Here is a 21,643-nt window from a genome sequence, read left to right on the forward strand (position 1 = left end):
TGGTAGTGGTACTGAAAGTCTATTCCCATAGCAAGATAGGCTTGAAAGGAAGATTTCTTCAGCAATCTTACCGTTTTAATAATACCTTTACTTTAATTCTAATTAATTGATAATCTCCCTGATCCTGCAATAATTGATAATCAGAATATTGTAATCCTAGTTTAGCTATATCTTTGGGTCTGGTGATAATTAAAATCGTGTCAACGGGAGTATTTACAGGAAATAATTTTAATAATCTTTGCTGAATATTATAGGTCATAAACTCTATGTTTTGTTGGGTATAATAGACCAAACTAGGTCTAAAGACCCCAATCACTAATAGGGGTTCATTCGGTTGATGAACTTGACGAACTGTGGTTGATAATTGTCTGAGGGGTAAGTGTCGTTGAGTATCTAATAATTGACCTACAGGTAAAGCTACTAAAGCCATAAATGCAAAGAATCCTAGGGCATTTCCCGCCCAAACTGCCCGTCGCCATTGAGGTTTAATCAGACAATAGAGAGTAATTCCACTAGCAATCAACCAGATAATTCCTGATACCGTTGTTAAATGACTGCTTTCTAATAATTGGGAAAAATTGGGGGTATCATCTCCGACTAATTTAGGACTAATAAAACTAGCGATCGCTAATATCAACAACACCAGAATATTTACAAAACCTGTGATTAAAAATGGTAGAGAAATTTTAGGATGTTCAGACTCAATATTATTTTGTTGATTTCCCCATAAACTAATTAAAATCACGCCCGCAGGAATCGAGGGTAAGATATAACTAGGTAATTTCGTCGCTGAAAGACTAAAAAATACAAAGATAATTACCAACCAAAATAGAGCAAATAAGCCCAAATGTTGAGACCGATCTTGCGATCGCCAATCTTGGATTTGCCAAAATTTAACCTGATAAATTGCTATAGGTAAATACACCGACCAAGGTAATAAAGCCACTAAAATTACTGGAAAATAATAAAACCAAGGGCCAGGATGATTACTGACAACACTGGTAAAGCGTGCAAAATTATGATGTCCAAAAAATGTGTTTAAATAGGCTTGACCATTAGCCATAGTCACTAAAACAAACCAAGGGACAGCAATAATTAAAAATACCAAACTTCCCTTAATTAACTGCATTTCCCAGATAACTTTTTGCCATTGTTTTGTATAAATCAGAAACCCCCCAATAATCAAAATCGGTAAGACAATTCCAATCGGCCCTTTAGCTAAAACTGCTAAAGCTGCAAAACTATAAAATATAAAATACCAGCCTTTTTGTTGGCGAGTTTTAGGTTGAGCATAAGCTAAGAAAAATGCTAATAATGAAATCGTCATACAGGAGGCTAGAAGCATATCAGAAACCCCCGCCCGTCCCCAAGCAATCCAAGCCGGATTTAAGGTCATCATTGCCATTCCCCACCACGCTCCCCCCCCTATATCCCCCCGTAGACGGGTGGAATTGAAGGGGGAGCAGGTGCGAGCAGATTCCGTTTCTAAAGATATCAACCCACCGAAATAACGCAGGGTATAAAATACTAAAAAGGTAGATAATATTGCGGCTATGGCTGAAGGTAATCGTGCCCCCCATTCATTTACTCCAACGGTTTGAAAAGCGATTACTATTAACCAATAAATTAAGGGCGGTTTATCAAAGCGAGTTTCCCCATTCCAATAGGGGGTAATCCAATCTCCTGTTAGGTGCATTTGTCGGGCGGCTTCGACAAACATCGGTTCAGTTTTATCAATTAAACCAATATCGCCTAAATGACTTAAAAATGCGATCGCACTTAACAAAAATAATCCTAAAATAGAAATGCCCCAAGTCAGCTTAGGGTAGTTTTCCCAGGATTCCCAAATTGTTTTAAAGTATGAATTAAATTCTGATTTTTTACTATTCATGATTCTCTCAATTTTTGATTTTCACGGGAAACTTTTAACCAAGCTAAACTAATCGTTAAACAGATATAGCCTAAACCATAACCTGCCAGAATATCGCTAGGCCAATGACATCTTAAATAAACGCTACTAAACCCAATAATTATTAACCAGATTGTAGCGAATCCATAAATATAGGGAGTCGATTTTGGATAACGTTCTGCGAGAAGATAAGCTATAAGAAAATAAAACAAAATATTCCCCGTCGCATGACCACTAGGAAAACTTCTACCCACAGATTTTACGAGTCGATCCAAAGGGCGACTACGCTCAATCATTGGCTTGAGAATTCTATCGACTAAAATTAAAATTCCCAAGGTGGAAAAGGCTAACACTTTGGCTTCAATCCAATACCGTTTCCAGGCTAAAAAGACCAAGGTTAAAGCCACAATTACCGCCGTTCCTTTTACCCCAGTTAATAAATAGAAAAATCTAAAAAAATCATCCCAACTATCAGGAAAAATTTGATGGGGAACTTGAATTAAAATTTGGTCTAAAGCTAAATTCTCATTAACCGAGACTCGAATCGACAGTAAAATAAATGCACATAAAATAGCTAAACAAATCCAGAGTTGCCGTTGAGGAATTGCTTTTTTAAACGCAATTAATTGATGAGTTAAGGTTAAACGCATTATTTTTTACGTTTACAGATCAGCAGTTAAGCAACTTTTGATTATACAATAAGTTGAAATACTGGGTCAATGCGAAAAAAAACAGAAGTTAAAAAAGTTGTTTAGGTTTTCAAGGTATCGGAGAAAAAGAACTAGAATATCTAATTAGAACTTCATTAGGATGGGAGAGTCTATGCTAGATACACTAGATATAACCTTATCACTGGACAAAGAAAGCTACAAAAGCCAAATAGAGGCTTTAATGAAGGAGTTGCGATCGCTTCAGCATACCTGTCGAGAAAAAAAATTACCAATTATTATTGTTTTAGAAGGTTGGGCCTCCGCCGGAAAAGGGGGACTGGTGAAGAAAATGGTCGGATATATGGACCCGAGAGGATTTGCCGTCCATCCCATTTGGCCATCAACCAATGAAGAATCCCGCTATCCTTTTCTCTGGAGGTTTTGGCAGAAATTACCCCCCCAGGGCAGTATTGGTATTTTTTACCATAGTTGGTATACCTATGTTTTAGAGGATCGTTTATTTGGACGCCTGGAAAAACAGGAAGTCCCAATGGCGATGCGACAAATTAACGCCTTTGAACGTCAACTGGCGGACGATGGGGCGGTGATGGTGAAATTTTGGATACATTTGAGCAAAAAAGAAATTAAACAACGCCTGAAAAAAGCCTCAGAAGACGAGTTAGAAGCTTGGCGGGTGCGTCCTGAAGATTGGCAACAGGCCAAAAATTATGATACCTATAGAAGTCTAGCGGAAGAAATGGTAATTCATACCGGGACAGGTTCCGCCCCCTGGACATTGGTAGAGGGAGATTGTAAACGCTGGGCCAGGGTGAAGGTATTATCAACGGTAGTGGCATCAATTAAAGAAGCCTTAGACCGTTTAAATATTCAGTTACCCCCCGTATTTACACCCTCCCAAACCCATTTAGAACCCACGGAACCCCACCCCCTAGCGGCGGTAAATCTGAAAGTTACTTTATCTCCAGAAGACTACAAAAACCAACTGCGTCATCAACAGGCCAATTTAGGTCAACTGCAACAAATTCTCTATCAAAAACAAATTCCAGTTTTAGCTTTATTTGAAGGTTGGGATGCGGCGGGTAAAGGCGGGGCGATTTAAACGATTAACCGATATTTTAGATCCTCGGAGTTATGAAGTGAACACCTTTGCCGCTCCCACAGATGAGGAAAAAGCCCGTCATTATTTATGGCGGTTTTGGCGACGCTTACCTCCGGCGGGTAAATTGGGGATATTTGACCGCAGTTGGTATGGTCGGGTTTTGGTAGAACGAGTTGAAGGTTTTGCTACAGAATTAGAATGGCGGCGGGCCTATCAAGAAATTAATGAATTTGAAGAACAGTTAACCAGTGCGGGCTATGTATTAGTTAAATTTTGGTTACATATTGACCAAGAAGAACAGTTAAAACGGTTTGAGGAGCGAAAAGAAAACCCCTATAAACTCCATAAACTCACGGAGGAAGATTGGCGAAACCGGGAAAAATGGCCGTTGTATGAAGTCGCCGCCAATCAAATGATTCAACGGACTCATACCCCTAATGCGCCCTGGACATTGGTAGAAGCTAATGATAAATATTATGCTCGGGTTAAAGTTGTTGAAACCGTTGTTGATGCAATTCGCCATCATTTAAAACATCATTAATTCCCGGCCAGATTTATCTAATCCAATGTTTGTTATTCTAACTCGAATTTTATTTCTGTTGCTAGTTGCTGCCATTATATTTAAAGCCTGGGAAATTTTGGGTAGTAAGAATAATGGCTTAATTAATCGCTTATTATTTATCCTGGTTTTAGTTTTAATTCTTGTCGCTTTATTTTTCCCAGATAGCCAAGTTGGGTCAGTGGTATTAGGAATTTTATCAATTCTTTTTAGACCTCTTGGCTTTTCAATTTTGCTATTATTAATTGCTTCTATTTTTATTAAAAATGGTAAAATTGATAAACCTGGGCCGGGTTTAATTTTAATAGCATTATTAATTTTAATTGTAGCTAGTACCCCCGTATTTGCTAACTGGTTAGCCCAACAGGTGGAAAAGGTGGCTTTAAAAACCGTACAAACGGATTTATGTTGTGGAGAAAGGGCGGGAGCTATTGTATTATTAGGACGGGGAACCACCGAACCGAAATTACCTTATCGGAAACAAATTCAATTAACCGATACAGGCGATCGCATTCCCTACTCCGCCCAACTATTTAGACAGGATCGAGGCCCGTTTATTATTGTTAGTGCTGGCCCCCGTAATCAATTAGTTAATCCCTTAGTTGAAGCTAATGATGTTAAACAACTTTTAGTTTATATGGGGATTCCTCCTGATAGAATTATCTTAGAAACTCACGGCGGAACCACCCATAATAATGCCGTTGAAATTTATCGAATTATGCAAAATCACAATTTAGGTAGAACTATTATTCTAGTGACTTCCGCCCTAGAAATGCGTCGAGCTAGTCTCGCTTTTGCTCGAATTGGGTTTAAAGTAATTCCGGCTCCAACAAATTTTTATACATTTGTTCATCAGACAAAATATCTGCGTCACATTACCGGGGCTGATTTCGCGCCCAGTGCTGAAGCATTATTACTAACTACAAGAGTTTTGAATGAATACTTTTTAACCTTCTATTATTTTATCCGAGGTTGGTTAGCACCAACTATTTAACATCTAGGATTTTGAGAATTGCGATGAGAAGGATCTGATAAGCAGGGATTTGAAAATGAATCTACTTCGCCAGAACTTCCCACAATTACAATCAAAGAAAACAGAATTAAAAATAAAAATCCTAATATTTGCCAATTGTAATTGGGTTTTGGCTCCTCTTGAATAGGTTTAACATCAACTTGAATTTCTATCTTTTTACCCTGGATTGGGCCAGCTAGTTTAATACTTTTACAGGTAATTTGATCCGGGACATGATCTTTATGTGACATGATGCTTACCCAAGTATAAGTCTTGTACTGATTCGCTAATCAACTACAACTGGGTTGACTAAGATTCTGGATCAAATCCTAAGCAAAAAAAATCTGTAGAGATTTGGAGACCAAAGCCCTACAGTCCAAGATTACAAATTGTTTCAGAAGCTCAAACAGGACTTACGCACAAGACCAAAGAAACCGGGTTTCTGGCCGGTGATTTTGCGAATGAAATCTGGATTTCTCGTTCAGCAACCCGGTTTCTGGGTAAGTCCTATCAAACTTAAATCTAGTTTCAGGCAGAACCCTGGGACTAGATTTAACCCTAATTATTCATTACGGAATTTAGATAGGAAATTGCGAAGTTGTTCCCCCGCCACATCTCGTCCACCTAAACCGAAAGCAATAGCGATCGCCACCGCCACGGCTCCTAACAACAAACCAAAAGCTAAATTGACAATATCACTGGCAATGCCCATTTGTTGTAAGGCCATGGCACCGACAAAGATAATAATGGCAATCCGAGCCGCCTGGGCTAACAGACTCGATTGACGAGTCCCAGAACTTAAAATTAAATCATGGGCTAAATTGGCAAAATATAAACCAATTCCAAACACAATCACGCCAATCAAAACTTGACCCGCGATGATAATGATTTGATTGATAATTACAGTTAAAGCAGCTAATCCCAAAATATCCGTTGCCGTAACCGCCGCAAATAACATAATACCGACTAACACCACAATTCCGATTAACTCAGAAGGAGTACGTTGGGTTAATTGGGCAGAAACAGGAGGGACTGTATACTCATTGGTTTCGGGGGTTTCCGTGGGAATATACTCCTCAACAATTGGAGATACGGGAGTATGAATCCCCAACCAGCGAAACACATTATCAAACCCCACACTGGTCAGAATATTCGTGACCAAATTGGCGATAAAACGGCCAATAAAATAGGCAGCAATTAAAACTAAAATTGCTAAAAATACTTGGGGTAAGGCGTTAAAAATTTCCGTCAGCATTAAAATAGCTGGCTCAGAAATTGCCTTAACTTGCAGGGCTTCTAAGGCAGAAATCGCGGTAGGGATCAAAATTAAAACGTAAACAATCAATCCAATAATGGAAGATGCTTTTTGATTCCCCGCGACCTGATTTAAGCCGAAACGAGTTCCGAATTGATCAATTCCGACAGCAGCTAAAAGGTTAGTAACAATTCGACTCACCACTTGAGCCACCAGCCAACCCGCACCTGCAATTACTAATGCCGCCACAATATTCGGCAGAACTGCCAGGATCTGATAGAGCATATTTTGAACAGGCTCTAATAATCCTTGTAACTGAAGGGTACTGAGAATTGCTGGTAAAAATAACAGCACCACAAACCAATACAGGGCATTCCCTAGGGTTTCACTCAGGGAAAATTGGTCGGGAGAGACAACCTCATTATCACTAACTTGTTGATTTAAACGTTCATCCAGACGAAGTGTTCGGAACAATCGAATTAATAAAGTTCGGGCAATAGTGGCTAAAATCCAAGCCGCCGCAATTAAAATCGTCGCCCCAAAAATTCGGGGTAAATAACTGGTGACTTGGTTGAGTAAATTGGTTAGGGGTGTCGATGCTGCGGTCAACTGAAGCTTATCCAGAAAGGCAACCACCGCAAAGATAAAAACAATCCAGAAGGCGACGGTTCCCGCCCAAGATTCTACCGGAAGTTTGTCTTCTGGTGCTGTTGAACCTGAAACCCAACTGGCAATTTGGTTGTCTAAGCCTGTTTTTTTAAACAAGCTTTTAACTAAAGATTGAGCAAATAAGGCAATCAGATAACCAACCAGTAGAATCGCACAAGCTAAGGCAATATCCACCACGGAGGCTTGACCAAGCTTTATGTCATTAATATTGGTAGGGATAGCCAAGGAGTTATCCTGGGCAAAATAAAGGGGGGATAGGGAGGATAAGTCCGTTCCCCAAAAGGGTATTAATTGATCGATTCTATTCATAATTGTTCCAGTAACTTATTCGATGTTTTGATACTCGTGCGCTGTGGTTTGAACGAGAGTGCATCTTAAGTCTGGTTAAAATGGCAGAAAAAACCGCTAAAATTTAAGGTTTTTTTTGTTTTCTGATGCGCCCCTCGTTTATACTAAGATTCTTTCATGTTTTCCATGAAATTAATCTGCCTATAGCTTGAAGGTTATGATGCCATATCGTCAAGTTTTTGAACAATCTATTTTAATTTCGGCCAATTCTGGGGTTGTGGAACGGTGTTTTACAGATTTGGAACTGATGCACCAATGGTTGAATCCGATGTTACGCTGTGAACCGATTGATGTATGGGATACAACTGTGGGGGGGAAATGCCGATTTTTGATTCAAATTCCCATATTTCAACCGAGTTTAAAAACAGTGGTTTTAGAACGGGAACCGGGGTTAATTGTTTGGGGATTTGAAGGCTATTTTAAAGGATGCGATCGCTGGGAATGTGTACCGGAAATCCCAGGGACTAAACTTTTAAATAGATTTGAATTTGAAATCCCTAATCCTCTAATTAAATTCGGTTTTAATCTCTTTGCTGCTGCTCTAACAAAAGCAGACATGGAAGCCCAATTAAAACGATTAAAACAAGTAGCAGAAAATCTTTAATCAGTCATCAGTCATCAGTTAACAGTCATCAGTTAACAGTTTATTACCCATTACCGATCACGGATTTAAGAGGATTACGCAGATTAACACAGATTAAAATCTGTGAAATCCGTGAAATCCTCTTAAATCCGCGATCCCTGTTACCTTAAAATAAAAAGGAGTTTTTAACTTCATAGTCAAAACCCCTTTTTACTGTTTAAAAAATTAAAGGTTCAATTATTTGCAAAGCCGCATTTGAACAGCCGGTTGAGCTTTTAGGAAAGCGATCGCCTGATCGCCTAAAGCATAAACATCATTGTAGAGATTGATCAGATTTTGAACGTTAACCGTAATTGCGGTAATTCCTCGGTAACTTAGAAGTAATTCCAAAATTGAAAGTTGACCATCCCCGGCGGATTCACGTAAAGCAGTAATCACTTTATCAACCGCGATATCAATGGTGCTTCCCGAAGAAACAAATTGATTAAAAGCTCCTACCAATAATCTGCCATAGGTAGAATCTAGTAGATCATTAACAACATTATTAGGAATTTTGACAGAGAAATTCAGTGCTTTCTGGAATTGCTCAACCTGATCGGGAGTCAGTTTTGCTAAAGTAATCATAGAACGAAGTTGATTAGACTGTTCTCCCGTTTGAGCAAAGGTTTGTAAATCAGCAGTGGCTAAGGATATATTTGCTGGGCCATAGATCAATCTTAATTCATCAATAGCCGGGGACGGTTGAGCAAATATTCCCAAACTAATTGTTAATCCCAATACTATAGCTAACCCCAGGGATATATATTTAGATAGACCCTGCGTAAAAAATTGATAGGGGTTACGAATACCCCGAAACCAACGTCCTGAATTTAAGTTCATTTGTTCCTTCCTCACAAGTTAAATTGAGTAACACAGTTCTGTTGTTGTCCCATACTATAGGTCTGTTTTAACCCTATTTAGGTTCCTTTAGATAGAGACTTCTCAAACTGTTAGATATTCTGGCTCATCTGATCCAGTATTTGCCGAATTATAGCAGTATCCTGAGCCGTCGGTAGAATTTCTAAATAATTCTCTAAATCTTGCTGTGCTTCTCTCCATCGCTGAAGATGGTAGTACATAATCCCGCGATCTCGTCTTTCATGGGGTGAATCTGGAAACAGTAGTAAAATCCGTTCTATTACCCCCAATGCGAGTTCTATAATTACCCCCTAAAAAGGGCATTAATTAACTTAAAATTCCTCCGATAAAAAAGGATTTTCTGCGGGAAAACTGGGCAAATTAATTGATGCTAAAGACTCTAATTTTTTTCGTCGTTGCGGATAAACTAAAGGGGCTGGCCAGTTAGCACTATTTTCTTTTTGATCGGGTTCCTGCACGGCTACAGAGCCCGCATTTTTGGATTTTGTTTCTCCTAAATTAAAAGACTGACCCCCCATCGATTTAGTCGATTGTGGTTGAATAGCTGTATCTTCTGATGTTACTTTTAATGAAAATAGATCAGTATCTTCTGAAATGAAAGAGGCATATTCTAGGCGAATTCGCTCTAATTCTCCTTCTAAAAATCGAGGTTTAGGTAATTCTTCCACAGGAATATTGTTAATTGAAGCTGTCAACTCTACGGGAGGTTTAAAACCTGGTTCAGAATTCAATTCCGATGTTAAGGATTCTAACCCATGATTAAGAGGAATCTCCTGTTCTAATTCTGAAGATATTGGATCTAAATCCTTGGATGAATTAACTGCATCCTCCATCAAATTCATCGGGTTATGATTCGGGTTTAAAGCGTCTGACCAAGGTTTAACAGGGGGTGCTTTTGGGACTAATAAAGTGGCAGATGAGGATAGGGATTGTTCTTCCGTAATTACCGATAGGGTTTCTAGGTTTTGTTTTCCGGTTTCAAACTGGATTTGATTGTTCAAACACCGTTCTAAAGCGACTTTAAATTGGAGGGTTTGGCGCTGTTGACGATGGAGACGCGATCGCAATTCTCGGTTACTATTTTGAGATTGAACTAACTCATGGAACTGTTCATTATAGCGTTGTTGAGTTAAGGCCGTATCCCTTTCCATCTGGGCGAGTCGGTTTTGGGTAACTTCCCATTGTTGGGTTAAGGTTTCGACTAAAACCTGTTGCTGTCGAATCACTTGATTGGCAATTTCCAACTTTTTAAACAGTCGTTTAACTTGATCCTGTGTCGCCCCTAATTCCTGGGTATGTTGCAATAATTGTGTTTTTTGATCCTGTTGATTTTGCCGACTTTCATCTAATTCTGCTTCTAATTCAGTCACCCGATTAATTAAATCTCGGTTACATTCATGGAGAATTTGCACCACTTTTACCGGATTTTCTTGGGTTTCTGCTTCCACTGACATCAGCGAAGCAATCGCCATTTCATTCCCCTGAGAACCCTCAACAAATATCTCCTCTGGAACTACCAAATCTCCACTATTAGACTCCGTTTCTGCTTGTTCTAACTCGGCAACGAACTGGGTCAATAATTCCTCCAGGGGGATAGCATTGGGAAAGTTCACCGTCTCCCAATCCTGATCCGGAGTCACAACCGGACTAACGGACTCCTCCGATGGGGGAAAGGGTGGGGATAAAGGTGCTTCAGTAGGCTGATCAAACGATTCAGGAATGGGGAGATCGGCTTCAGACATAGCTTTATTTATTGGGTTTGTTATTTTAATTCTTGATACATGGTGAAATGTATTGTTACTAATAATAAGGGAAATTGAGAATTAAGTCAAGTTGCCAGGATTATTTTAATTAGCAATGTATTGTTATTAACTAATCATTAATGTTTCTATTAATATTGTATTGTCCGGGTTAATGTTTATGCAGTGGGTTTATTATGAAAGCGGAATATTCAACTTGAGCAGGATTGTTCCCCCAGATCAATCCGGGCGACCCTCCCGACCGTCTTTTGTGTCCACCATGAACTTTTTAGGGTTCCCATAAGACGCTTGACTGTGTACTGTTGACACCAGAATAAAAAAAAGCCAAATTATGACAACAACGAACTCAAAAACTTGGAGCCAACGGTTTGAGAAATCTCTGCATCCTGCGATTGCAGAGTTTAACGCCAGTATTAGTTTTGATATCCAACTGATTGAATATGATTTGACCGGATCAGTTGCCCATGCTAAAATGTTAGCAAAAACTGGTATTATTAGTCACGAAGAAGCCGAAAAATTGGTTTTGGGTTTAGAACAAATTCGTCAAGAATATCGAGACGGAAATTTTAATCCTGGTGTTGATGCCGAGGATATTCATTTTGCCGTTGAACGTCGCTTAACTGAATTAGTAGGAGATGTGGGTAAAAAACTCCATACCGCTAGATCTCGCAATGATCAAGTCGGAACTGATACCCGTTTATATTTACGAGATCAAATTCAACAAATTCGACAACAATTAGTTGATTTTCAAAAGGTATTATTAGATCTAGCTGAAACCAATGTGGAAACTTTAATTCCAGGTTATACCCATTTACAACGGGCGCAACCGATTAGTTTAGCCCATCATTTATTAGCCTATACGGAAATGTTAAACCGAGATTGGGAACGTTTAGGAGATGTCTATAAACGGGTTGATATTTGTCCTTTAGGGAGTGGAGCATTAGCCGGAACAACTTTTCCGATTGATCGCCATTATAGTGCTGAATTATTAGGATTTGGTCGAGTTTATGCTAATAGTTTAGATGGAGTCAGTGATCGAGATTGGGCGATTGAATTTTTGAGCGCGGCGAGTTTAATTATGGTACATTTAAGTCGCCTTGCTGAAGAAATTACCCTCTGGGCTTCTCAAGAATTTAGTTTTGTTACTTTGACCGATAGCTGTTCTACGGGTTCGAGTATTATGCCTCAAAAGAAAAACCCCGATATTCCTGAATTAGTGCGAGGAAAAACCGGGCGGGTATTTGGTCATTTACAAGGATTATTAGTGGTGATGAAGGGATTACCTTTAGCCTATAATAAAGACTTACAAGAGGATAAAGAGGCATTATTTGATGCGGTAAAAACCGTTAAAGGCAGTTTAGAATGTATGACCATTTTAATCGCAGAAGGCATAGAATTTCGCTCTAGTCGTTTAGCTGAAGCGGTGGCGGAAGATTTCTCGAATGCAACGGATGTGGCTGATTATTTAGCCGCGCGAGGAATTCCCTTTCGTGAAGCCTATGGTTTAGTGGGAAAAGTGGTTAGAACTTGTTTAGAAGCGGGGAAATTACTTAAAGATTTAACCCTAGAAGAATGGAAACAATTACATCCTCAATTTGAAGCCGATATATACGAAGCGATCACTCCTCGTCAAGTGGTTTCGGCTCGAAATAGCTATGGGGGAACCGGATTTGATCAGGTCAAACAAGCCTTACAAAATGCCCGTCAACGGGTTGAATAATTGTTAGGAATAGGGATCACGGATTTAAGAGGATTTCACGGATTTCACGGATTTTAATCTGCGTAATCCTCTTAAATCCGTCCCAGATTGCTATATTTTTGATCAGACCACGAAGGAGCGATCGCTTCCTAAAATACATAAAGCAATATTTTTGTCAAGTTCTGCTCATGTAGTAAAAACCGTCTATTGAATCAATATAATTCAATATTAAATTTCGCTAAAGTGGGAAAAAAGATTAAATTTAGGTCAATATAATGTCTAGTCCGATTAATCCTCCTGAATCTGAAGTGGTTGTTTCTCAAGTTCCTGCTAGATTATTATTAGTAGATGATGAACCCGGACTGCGAGAAGCTGTACAAGCTTATTTAGAAGATAGTAATTTTAGTGTTGATACGGCCAGTAATGCCAAACAAGGGTGGGAAATATTACAGCAAAGTTTGCCCGATTTAGTGATTACTGATGTAATGATGCCGGAAGTTGACGGTTATCAATTTTTACAACAAATGCGGGAAGACCCCCGTTTTAAAGCCTTACCCGTTGTTTTCCTAACTGCTAAAGGGATGAAAAGCGATCGTATCCAAGGGTATCAATCCGGATGTGATGCTTATTTATCTAAACCTTTTGATCCTGAAGAATTAGTAGTAATTGTTAAAAATTTATTAGCCAGACAAGCCGCCCTTCGTAATAGTAGTGGTGATGGCAACCCCGATATTGCCACCTTAGCAGGTCAAATTGCCCGGATTGAAAATATGTTAAAAGGCAAAAGTGGAATTCATCAAACCCCACCCCCAATTAAAATTGATTTAACCCCTCGAGAACAGAGTGTTTTAGATTTAGTCGCTAAAGGATTAATGAACAAAGAAATAGCGCGGGATTTAGAAACCAGTGTGCGGAATGTGGAAAAATATGTCAGTCGTCTGTTTACAAAAACCGGAACCAATAGTCGGACAGAATTAGTCCGTTATGCCCTCGAACATGGATTAACTCAGTAAAGAATAGTGAAGATGGGAAGGAGAAATCCTTCCATGTTTTAATCTTAGGGGAACGGATATCATTAAGGCTTTGATTAGCTTCTGGACTTCAAAGCCGCAGTAACAAGTTACGACCATGAGTATCTGTACCACAGGTGTTGAGCAAACCATAACCATCTGTTAACTGTTTAACTTGGTTCGTAATTTTAGCGGTGGGTAGCCAAGGGTTTGTATGACGATAGGCATAATAGACCTCAATCCCATCAATCCCTAAATGAGCCGCTTCCGTAATTAATTCCGGCACCGGATAACGATAACGGGCTGGATGAGCTAAAACAGCCAATCCTCCCCCCTGTTGAATCGCAATAATCACGTTTTTAGCAGAATAGGCATCTGTTCCCTCGGTGGTGCAGCCTTGCAGATAGGGTTGCAAACTAGAAGCGTCGGGATCAAAAGCATAACCGAGAATATGGACATCCACAGCCAATAACCGGGCATTAATTTCTACTCCCGTCCATAACCGAGGAGCCTGATTCACCCGTTTAGGATACTTATGTTTCCAGTTATCTAACCACTTTTGAGCTTCTTTGTAGCCTTGGGTACTATGATGATCGGTAATGGTCAGTCCTTTTAAACCAATTTCAATCGCCTGTTCCATGACTTCATAGGGTTCTAACTGCCCATCTGAACGTCGAGTATGGAGGTGAAAGTTATAGGACTTGGGGCAGCTTCTCGCATTCAAGGTTTGAAAGACCTGTTGCAGTGAAGACCGATCTTGGGCTGGGGGTGTCAATAATGATGATTTCACAAATCCTGTCTGGATGTGAAACCACCTTGATAACGATTCAAAATCTGAGGTTAGATTAACACTCATACCGTCTTCATCTTAATAAACTGTTACTATAATCTACTGTATCCAATTTATTGGGCAGTTGCTACAAGATCGGGTTAGGATTGACCAATTTTAGATTTAAAATTCTTATATAAGGAAATGGGCAATAGGCAATAGGGTTTTAACGGTTGACGGTATTCACGGTAAGTGATTAAGGATACCATAATTGCTGAGTACCTAAAAACCCGAAACCCTGGGGTAAGACTTGTCCTCACCCCCCCTATGTTAAACTTATTAGAAACGATTGTTTTAGCCAAATTACCCCAGATGAGTCGTCAGGAGTTAGAAGCTATGTTTGGTGTAGATGATTTAAGAAAAACCCGTTTTGCTCAAGAGTTGATTGAAGAGGGGGAGCAAAGAGGGGAAATTAAAGGTAAATTGCAAACAATTCCTCGCTTATTAGGCAAAGGTTTTTCTGTTGAGGAAATTGCCGATATTTTACAATTGGATATCGAGCAAGTGCGACAAGCTATTGCTAATTTGAATTAGATGGAGAATTTGTAGTCAATATAAACCGGGTTTATCAACAAAAAATCTTGATGAACCTGGTTTTTAGGTTTAATAGAAATTAAAATTTGTAATTGCGATCGCGCACCCACAAACTAACTGGAATTGCTTTTCCTTGAGCATTAACCTTCACTTCCACCACAAAAGATTGTTGATTATTTCTTTGTGCTTCTGTAATGGTGCTATTAATTTGATCCCGTTGGTTTTCCGGCATATAATACCGTTCTAAACCGTATTCAATATTCCATCCCGTTGATTTTCCCTGTAAAGCTATTTGATTATTAGATAAATTATCAGGATATTCTGCACTGACTTTTATCGGTTTCCAAGCGGAGGGATGCGGAGATTTTGCTGAATCTTTCGGCTGTTCCAAGGTGACATAAATTAAGGTTCCCTGGGGTAAATATTCCGCGCCTTGAGCAACTTCTTTCCAACCGGGAAGTGCTTTGAGAGTATCAGCACTGGAAATATTATAACTCAGGGTTTGATAATATCCTCGGAAAAAATCATAGGGGTCAACGGGGGCGGTTTGTAATACCACAGTTTTTCCCGTTACCTGAGTATAAAACGCTTGGGAAGGAACTGCTAAAATTAGGATTAATTGAAATAATAACGGAAATAAAAATTTCCAAACAGGGATCTGTTTTTTAACAACAGGAGACGGAGTTAAAATAACGGAAGATTGAGTATCATTCGAGTTAGAAGAATTCATGATTTTGACTCCTAAAAATTGATGAATTAACGATTTTGGGTTCTAGCAGCAGCTAATAAATGGCGTTCAAACCATAATCCAGCCAGAATTACCCCCACACCACATAAGGTAAATACAAAGGCTTTTAAAATCAATTCTGTGTTATATTCAAAGGTACGACTCATGATTTGGGTAACTAATAAAATCATCCCGCCCCAAAAGGCAAATCGTTGAGTTTGGGCGAGTCCAATTCTAATTAATCCCGTTGCTAATATAAACATCTGCACATTGAATAAAAATGTGGCTATTTCAGGAATTAAATTGATTTGTAAATGCCAGAAAAAGATAAATCCTGTTAATCCTAAAAATCCGGCAATGACGCTAGTAACCGAATCAAATCCCCATCTATTCGGGTGAATAGCACCGGGTTTAATCAATTGAAACCATTGCCATAAAACTATTCCTAGAAAGATATAAAAATCAATCAGAAGGAAATTACTCATGAACACTGAATTGTTGGAATTGTTCTGTAAAAGATCATTCCAAACTCCATTAAAAGATAAACCAAAAAATACAATACTTAACTGAATAATGGAGAGAGTGCGGGCTGAGGGTTGAAAGGGTCTACTATCAATCATCGGCCATAAAATATCATCATAACTCCACAGTAAAGCGGGAGTAAAAATAAACATAATGGCGAAGATTAACCCTTCGGGTAAATCAGAATTTAGCAGGGGAAGAATGCTGATTTGTAAAGCGGGAATGAGAATCAGTAAGGTCATAATAAATAAGACCCGGGACTGACAACGATAGGCGAGGGGAATGAATAGAAATCCGGCAATTAAAGGGGTATGTTCTAAGAATAAATGTAATATAGAAAAGGGTTGAGGTGAGTATAAATTAGATGCTCCACTCCAATAACCCATACCATACAATAGTAGTCCTAAAAATCCTAAAGAAGTCAATTGCAGACTATAGGACATGGCTAAAACACCAATTCCCCAGACTAAAAATAGTTCATAAACTGAACCACTTTGATGAAAAATTTGCCCCATCAAGGCAATATTTGCCCCTAAAATTAAGGCTCCAAATAGTAATAATCCTTGACCTAATTTTTGTTTTCTTCCTACTTCAAAGGAGTCTGATGGTTGTTGCCATAAATAAAAGCCAGTTGCATTGACTCCTATAAATAAACTCAGAAGTAGGATGACTTTAACGGTTTTTGACCAGTCCTGCCAATTAGCTGCCACAAAGGTAATGACACCTAAACCTAATAGAATGGCTCCTAACCCTATTAAAATCATGACAAACCGACTACTGGCGGCGGTTTCAAGATGATTAAATTGATAGCGGTTGGCTAACTGTTGATAGACAGAATCATCAATTATTTGTTCTTCTTGCCAGAGTTTGGCTTCGTGACGAAGTTGGCGACGGAATTTTTCGTTAATCATTTGAGGTGATATGAAATAATGTTAAAACTGAGTGATATAATCCTATTTTAGTTCTAACCTAAATATTCTGGAAAGTACAATTCTGGTTTTAATTGAAAATCAGGATTAATTATTTAGGTCTGTGACAGATTGTTAACTTGCACAGAGAAAAAATACTCAAAATCCTAGAATGGCTTTTTTCTTGATTTAGATGCTAAAAAAGTTAGCATTTTTTCAAATACTTGGACGGCTAGTTCTGGATCATTATCTCTAGTAAATATATCATAATTGGGATGGGAATTTGCCTCTATAAACCAATATTGATGATCTTTGTCTATGGCAATATCTAACCCGGTATATTTTAAATCTAATTCTTGAAAAATAGGTTGACAAAATGTTTCTATTTCTGATATAATACGAGGATTATTAATATATTTGGCTCGCGCTCCTTGCCAATGTAAAGGACTTAGATTTCCGGCAAATATTGCCTGACTAATATCTTTTTCATATAGTAGTATTAATTTTTGATTTAAAAAAACGGCTCGATATTCCCGTTGGATTAAAATATACTCTTGAGCAACAGCAATATAATCATAACTTTTATCATGAATGTTAAAAATTGTGGTTAATGCGGTTTCAATTTCCTCAAAACTTTTACATAAAAAAACATTCTGCCCACTGGAACCAGAATTACGTTTAACAATCACGGGAAATGGGAATATCCTCTCAATTTCTTGAGCAATATCAGGAATGGTTTTAAACTTTAAATACTCTTGATATTTCTCATCGCAAAATAGGGAAAGAAAGCCCGATGTTTTCGGAATTTTAATTTTTCCCTTTAAAATCGAGTAAGTATATTCCTTATCTTTGAGAATTTTGAAAACAGATTGATCGACAAAAGGTGTGCTATAATTACAGAAATAATAATTTTTATCGAGTTTGATTTTGATTAAATTCTCATGATCATGGAGAATTTCATAATCAATATTTAGATTCTGGCAAGCCTGGAGTAATAGCCTAATATTATTTAACATAAAAATAGTAGGGAATTATGAATTACGAATGGGGGAAAAATCTGTAAACGGAAATTGGAGACGGCCGAAAAGACGCTTTAAATAACGACTAGGCTATCTCCTAATTCCATTATCATAGAGTTACCGAGTGGGATTATTTCCCTGTACTTGTTGGCGACCATTACGAATCACTCGCATCATTTCATTTAACTGTTGTTCGATGCTTCCTAGGACGTGATCTGCATAGTCATCGGCGCCGTTTTGAATTTCTTCGCATTCAGCCATAGTCCGCGATCGCATTTCCTCTAATTCCTGTTGAAGACGATAACGAATTTGTTCAATTTCAGACAAGGTTTGTTGCTGAAGCGTGTCACATTCATTTTGAACCTGTTGACGCAATTGATCAGCTTCAGATTTTGCTTGTTGAATCAAACCCATTTCATTTAATATTCTAGCGGCTCTTTGTTCAGCCATAGTGACAATTTCCTGAGCATATTCTTCCGCTTCTTGGAGAATTTCATCCTTATGACGGACAATAATATCTGACTCTTGAAATGCACTAGGTAAATTCAATCGAATCAAATCTAATTGATCCAGTAATTGTTCTTCATCGACTAAAGTTCGTCGAGTTAATGGAATTCTAGGACTATCGAGAATCATCTCCTCCAGTCGGTTAAGTTCCCGTTGAATATCAATTCCAGGGGAATTACTGACAGTAGTTTCCGGTTCTACACGGAGTCCATTTTGTTCGGGTTCTAGTCTTGGGGTTGATTCCTGGCGTAACATTTATATAATTCTTTAGCAACGTGATTAGGAACAAGATGATCAACAGAACCTCCAAATCGGGCAATTTCTTTAACAACACTACTAGAGAGGAAACTATATTCCTTTGAGGTTGCCAAAAATACCGTTTCAATTTCTGTTGATAGAGTTTTATTGATATGAGCCATTTGCAGTTCTAACTCAAAATCAGAAAGAACTCGCAGCCCTCGAATTAACACTTGAGCATTCCGTAGTTTTGCATAGTCTACCGTTAGACCGTCAAAACTGGCTACTTCCAGATTGTTCAGATGTTGGGTACTGTAGCTGATTTGTTCCATCCTTTCCCCTACGCTAAATAAAGGCTTTTTATTAGGATTTCCCAATACCGCCACAATCACCTGTTCAAATAGTTTACAACCTCGCTCAATGACATCTAAATGTCCTAACGTAACCGGATCAAAGCTACCAGGATAAAGGGCAATCACTCGTCATGGCAAGATGAATATTATTACCAGATTATAGAGCGAAGGGGGAACGGAGCCTTAAAACACAGTTATGTCGTAAATCTAACCCAAACAAAACCTTAAAATGTTTCAAGGACTGCGACTAGATCAACCCATAACCTGTTAACGTGATCTCTTGTCTCAACTCTTTGAAGCCTGGGACACCTCTTAACGGACTAATAAAGGATAGATATAGATATGTCAGACAGTGGAATTCTTACTATTATTGCCCGTGAAATCCTCGACTCTCGCGGACGCCCAACCCTCGAAGCCGAAGTCTACCTCGATAACGGAGCTTATGGACACGCTCAAGTTCCCAGTGGAGCCTCCACCGGAAGCTTTGAAGCCCATGAACTCCGAGATGGAGATAAAAGCCGTTATGGGGGTAAAGGAGTTCTAACGGCGGTTAAAAACGTCAACGAAGTCATCGCCCCAGCCCTGAACGGAGTTAGCGCCCTAGAACAAACCGTCATCGACCAAATCATGCTCGACCTCGATGGCACTCCCAATAAAAGCAACCTGGGAGCTAATGCCATCCTAGGCGTCTCCCTAGCCGTCGCTAAAGCGGCCGCCGAAACCCTGGGTTTACCCCTCTATCGTTACTTAGGCGGCCCCATTGCCAACCTCCTCCCCGTCCCCCTGATGAACGTGATTAACGGAGGTTCCCACGCTGCTAATAACGTGGATATTCAAGAATTTATGATCGTTCCCATTGGGGCTCCCACCTTCAAAGAAGCCCTGCGTTGGGGTGCGGAGGTGTTTGCATCCCTGAGTGACGTCTTGAAAGGTAAAGGCCTCCTGGGTGGCGTGGGAGATGAAGGCGGTTTTGCTCCTAATTTGGGTTCTAATCAAGAAGCCCTAGATATTCTCATCCAAGCTATTGAAATCGCGGGTTATAAACCCGGTGAACAGGTCGCACTGGCTCTGGATGTGGCCGCGAGTGAATTCTATAAAGATGGTATCTATACCTACGACGGTCAACCGAATAGTGGGGAGCAACTGACTGAATACCTGAGTAAATTAACCAGTCAGTACCCGATTATTTCCATCGAAGACGGTCTCCACGAGGATGACTGGGTTCACTGGAAATCCCTAACGGAAAAACTCGGTAGTAAAGTGCAACTGGTGGGCGATGACCTATTTGTGACTAACCCAACCCGTTTAAAAAGAGGTCTTGAGGAGAAAATAGCGAATTCTATTTTGGTGAAACTCAACCAAATTGGTTCTCTGTCGGAAACCTTAGAAACCGTTGACCTAGCAACCCGCAATGGTTATACTTCCATAATTAGTCACCGTTCCGGGGAAACTGAAGATACCACGATTGCAGACTTAGCCGTTGCTACCCGAGCCGGACAAATTAAAACGGGTTCTCTGTGTCGGAGTGAACGGGTCGCCAAATATAACCGTTTATTACGGATTGAAGACGAACTCGGTGCCCAAGCGGTTTATGCTGGAGCCGTTGGTCTAGGCCCCCGTTTCTCGAAATAACTCGGAAACACCAATAAAACAGTCCAGCCTTGGGCTGTTTTATTAATATTATTTGGAAAAATCACAAAAAATCAAACTAGACATGAACAGAAACAAAATATTCACCAAGGGTGCAACGCTTTTCTTAACGGGATTAGCAACGGTCGGTTTAGTTTTAGGAGAAGCGGTATTTTCTTCAGCCAGCGCTGCTCAACAGTTATTTTGTAATGGACGAATGAATAATGGTTGGACTTATTCAGCCCAGTTTCTTAACGGTCGTTTCACAGAAATTCGTTGGGAACGTTCAGGACAGCCCCCCATCGTTTCTAACCTAAGTTTTCAATCCACCAATAACGCCAGACAACCTGTTTATACAGGGTCAATTATGGCAGCCACAATGGTAACTTTAGTTGATCTTTCTCGTGGTAATGTGCGACCAGGTTCACAAATATCGGTTACGGCGGAAGAATGGGGCACCAGCACCGGAAATTGTGGTCTCTCCTCGGGTAACTCGATGGGAAACTCCTCTGACTGGTTTACTAACGCCCGGAAAAATTTAATTGGTTCTAATGAAAATCAAGCCAGACGTTGGCTGACAAGAAACAATTTCGTCTTTAATCAAACGATGGAACATACTAATCGCCGTATCATTGAGCGCTGGAGTCGTAATAACCCCAATGGAGTTATTGATGTGATTTTTGTCAATAATAGGGTGTCTGATGTGGTGATGGTTCGTTAATACAATTGGCAAAGAAATAGGTAATGGGTAATGGGTAATGGTGGGTAATTGGTAATAGGTTTAGCCATGGTAAACTGAGTTCCGGTGACGCTGTTGGGGTGGAAAAGGAAGTCACCAAGACTACCAATAACGGCAATAAGACAATTCCAGCCCCCAGCAACAATA

General features: G+C 39.5%; 20 protein-coding genes and 1 pseudogene. 8 read left to right on the top strand and 13 right to left on the bottom strand.

Annotated elements, in window-relative coordinates; translation table 11 throughout:
• Positions 1-67 precede the first annotated feature (67 nt).
• Complete coding sequence (locus NMG88_RS21020) at positions 68-1,891, bottom strand: ArnT family glycosyltransferase (protein ID WP_052369691.1); 1,824 nt, start codon at positions 1,889-1,891, stop codon at positions 68-70.
• The gene (locus NMG88_RS21025) at positions 1,888-2,559 is read right to left on the bottom strand and encodes a phosphatase PAP2 family protein (RefSeq protein ID WP_052369692.1); all 672 of its coding nucleotides are present in this window, start codon (positions 2,557-2,559) and stop codon (positions 1,888-1,890) included. The genes NMG88_RS21020 and NMG88_RS21025 overlap by 4 nt, the downstream gene beginning before the upstream one ends.
• 172 nt (positions 2,560-2,731) lie before the next feature.
• Between NMG88_RS21025 and pap the strand changes: the two are divergent.
• Positions 2,732-4,220 (top strand): annotated as a pseudogene (pap, locus tag NMG88_RS21030) (polyphosphate:AMP phosphotransferase).
• A 25-nt stretch (positions 4,221-4,245) separates the two neighbouring features.
• Complete coding sequence (locus tag NMG88_RS21035; protein WP_042156528.1) at positions 4,246-5,232, top strand: YdcF family protein; 987 nt, start codon at positions 4,246-4,248, stop codon at positions 5,230-5,232.
• On the opposite strand, the gene NMG88_RS21040 is transcribed toward NMG88_RS21035, so the two are convergent.
• A complete protein-coding gene (locus NMG88_RS21040) occupies positions 5,229-5,501 on the bottom strand; it encodes a hypothetical protein (RefSeq protein WP_042156530.1) in 273 nt (90 codons plus the stop codon). The two genes, NMG88_RS21035 and NMG88_RS21040, sit on opposite strands and share 4 nt — an antisense overlap.
• A gap of 311 nt (positions 5,502-5,812) precedes the next feature.
• Positions 5,813-7,483: a mechanosensitive ion channel gene (locus NMG88_RS21045; protein ID WP_042156533.1), complete on the bottom strand. Its 1,671-nt coding sequence runs from the start codon at positions 7,481-7,483 to the stop codon at positions 5,813-5,815.
• 199 nt (positions 7,484-7,682) lie between these two features.
• Between NMG88_RS21045 and NMG88_RS21050 the strand changes: the two genes are divergently transcribed.
• Positions 7,683-8,126, top strand: coding sequence for an SRPBCC family protein (locus NMG88_RS21050; RefSeq protein ID WP_026787550.1), 444 nt, complete (start codon positions 7,683-7,685; stop codon positions 8,124-8,126).
• 216 nt (positions 8,127-8,342) lie between these two features.
• On the opposite strand, the gene NMG88_RS21055 is transcribed toward NMG88_RS21050, so the two are convergent.
• The 3 genes from NMG88_RS21055 to NMG88_RS21065 form a co-directional block, all read right to left on the bottom strand.
• Positions 8,343-8,984, bottom strand: coding sequence for an alpha/beta hydrolase (locus NMG88_RS21055; protein ID WP_254035775.1), 642 nt, complete (start codon positions 8,982-8,984; stop codon positions 8,343-8,345).
• Between the two features lie 110 nt (positions 8,985-9,094).
• Entirely contained in the window at positions 9,095-9,292 is a 198-nt protein-coding gene (locus NMG88_RS21060) for a tetratricopeptide repeat protein (RefSeq protein WP_254035776.1), read from the bottom strand.
• A 42-nt stretch (positions 9,293-9,334) separates the two neighbouring features.
• Positions 9,335-10,765, bottom strand: coding sequence for a hypothetical protein (locus NMG88_RS21065; RefSeq protein WP_042156538.1), 1,431 nt, complete (start codon positions 10,763-10,765; stop codon positions 9,335-9,337).
• Positions 10,766-11,114: 349 nt separating this feature from the next.
• On the opposite strand from NMG88_RS21065, the gene argH reads away from it, so the two are divergent.
• Both argH and NMG88_RS21075 read left to right on the top strand, forming a co-directional pair.
• Entirely contained in the window at positions 11,115-12,503 is a 1,389-nt protein-coding gene (gene argH / locus NMG88_RS21070) for an argininosuccinate lyase (RefSeq protein WP_042156541.1), read from the top strand.
• Positions 12,504-12,757: 254 nt separating this feature from the next.
• The gene (locus NMG88_RS21075; RefSeq protein ID WP_042156543.1) at positions 12,758-13,495 is read left to right on the top strand and encodes a response regulator transcription factor; all 738 of its coding nucleotides are present in this window, start codon (positions 12,758-12,760) and stop codon (positions 13,493-13,495) included.
• A gap of 88 nt (positions 13,496-13,583) precedes the next feature.
• Here the strand turns inward: NMG88_RS21075 and NMG88_RS21080 are convergent, their stop codons facing one another.
• A complete protein-coding gene (locus tag NMG88_RS21080) occupies positions 13,584-14,348 on the bottom strand; it encodes a PHP domain-containing protein (protein ID WP_141292536.1) in 765 nt (254 codons plus the stop codon).
• Between the two features lie 240 nt (positions 14,349-14,588).
• On the opposite strand from NMG88_RS21080, the gene NMG88_RS21085 reads away from it, so the two are divergent.
• Entirely contained in the window at positions 14,589-14,855 is a 267-nt protein-coding gene (locus tag NMG88_RS21085; protein ID WP_141292539.1) for an RpnC/YadD family protein, read from the top strand.
• A gap of 79 nt (positions 14,856-14,934) precedes the next feature.
• On the opposite strand, the gene NMG88_RS21090 is transcribed toward NMG88_RS21085, so the two are convergent.
• The 5 genes from NMG88_RS21090 to coaD form a co-directional block, all read right to left on the bottom strand.
• Positions 14,935-15,585 carry a GDYXXLXY domain-containing protein gene (locus tag NMG88_RS21090; protein WP_174235982.1) on the bottom strand — a complete coding sequence of 217 codons (651 nt, stop codon included), beginning with the start codon at positions 15,583-15,585 and terminating at the stop codon, positions 14,935-14,937.
• Between the two features lie 26 nt (positions 15,586-15,611).
• Positions 15,612-17,015: a DUF2157 domain-containing protein gene (locus NMG88_RS21095; RefSeq protein ID WP_042156546.1), complete on the bottom strand. Its 1,404-nt coding sequence runs from the start codon at positions 17,013-17,015 to the stop codon at positions 15,612-15,614.
• 164 nt (positions 17,016-17,179) lie between these two features.
• Positions 17,180-18,028: an ATP-grasp domain-containing protein gene (locus NMG88_RS21100; RefSeq protein ID WP_254035777.1), complete on the bottom strand. Its 849-nt coding sequence runs from the start codon at positions 18,026-18,028 to the stop codon at positions 17,180-17,182.
• A gap of 120 nt (positions 18,029-18,148) precedes the next feature.
• On the bottom strand, positions 18,149-18,793 hold the full coding sequence (locus NMG88_RS21105) for an ATP synthase subunit B family protein (RefSeq protein ID WP_026787539.1): 645 nt from the start codon (positions 18,791-18,793) through the stop codon (positions 18,149-18,151).
• Positions 18,763-19,254, bottom strand: a complete 492-nt coding sequence (coaD, locus tag NMG88_RS21110; RefSeq protein WP_026787538.1) for a pantetheine-phosphate adenylyltransferase — start codon at positions 19,252-19,254, stop codon at positions 18,763-18,765. Before coaD ends, NMG88_RS21105 begins: the two co-directional genes overlap by 31 nt.
• A 216-nt stretch (positions 19,255-19,470) precedes the next feature.
• Between coaD and eno the strand changes: the two genes are divergently transcribed.
• Together eno and NMG88_RS21120 are read left to right on the top strand one after the other, a co-directional pair.
• The gene (gene eno / locus NMG88_RS21115; RefSeq protein WP_026787537.1) at positions 19,471-20,760 is read left to right on the top strand and encodes a phosphopyruvate hydratase; all 1,290 of its coding nucleotides are present in this window, start codon (positions 19,471-19,473) and stop codon (positions 20,758-20,760) included.
• An 82-nt stretch (positions 20,761-20,842) separates the two neighbouring features.
• Complete coding sequence (locus NMG88_RS21120) at positions 20,843-21,478, top strand: hypothetical protein (protein ID WP_227351312.1); 636 nt, start codon at positions 20,843-20,845, stop codon at positions 21,476-21,478.
• Positions 21,479-21,643: the final 165 nt, after the last annotated feature.

The organism is Planktothrix agardhii, assembly GCF_904830935.1.
GTDB classification, from domain to species: Bacteria; Cyanobacteriota; Cyanobacteriia; order Cyanobacteriales; family Microcoleaceae; genus Planktothrix; species Planktothrix agardhii.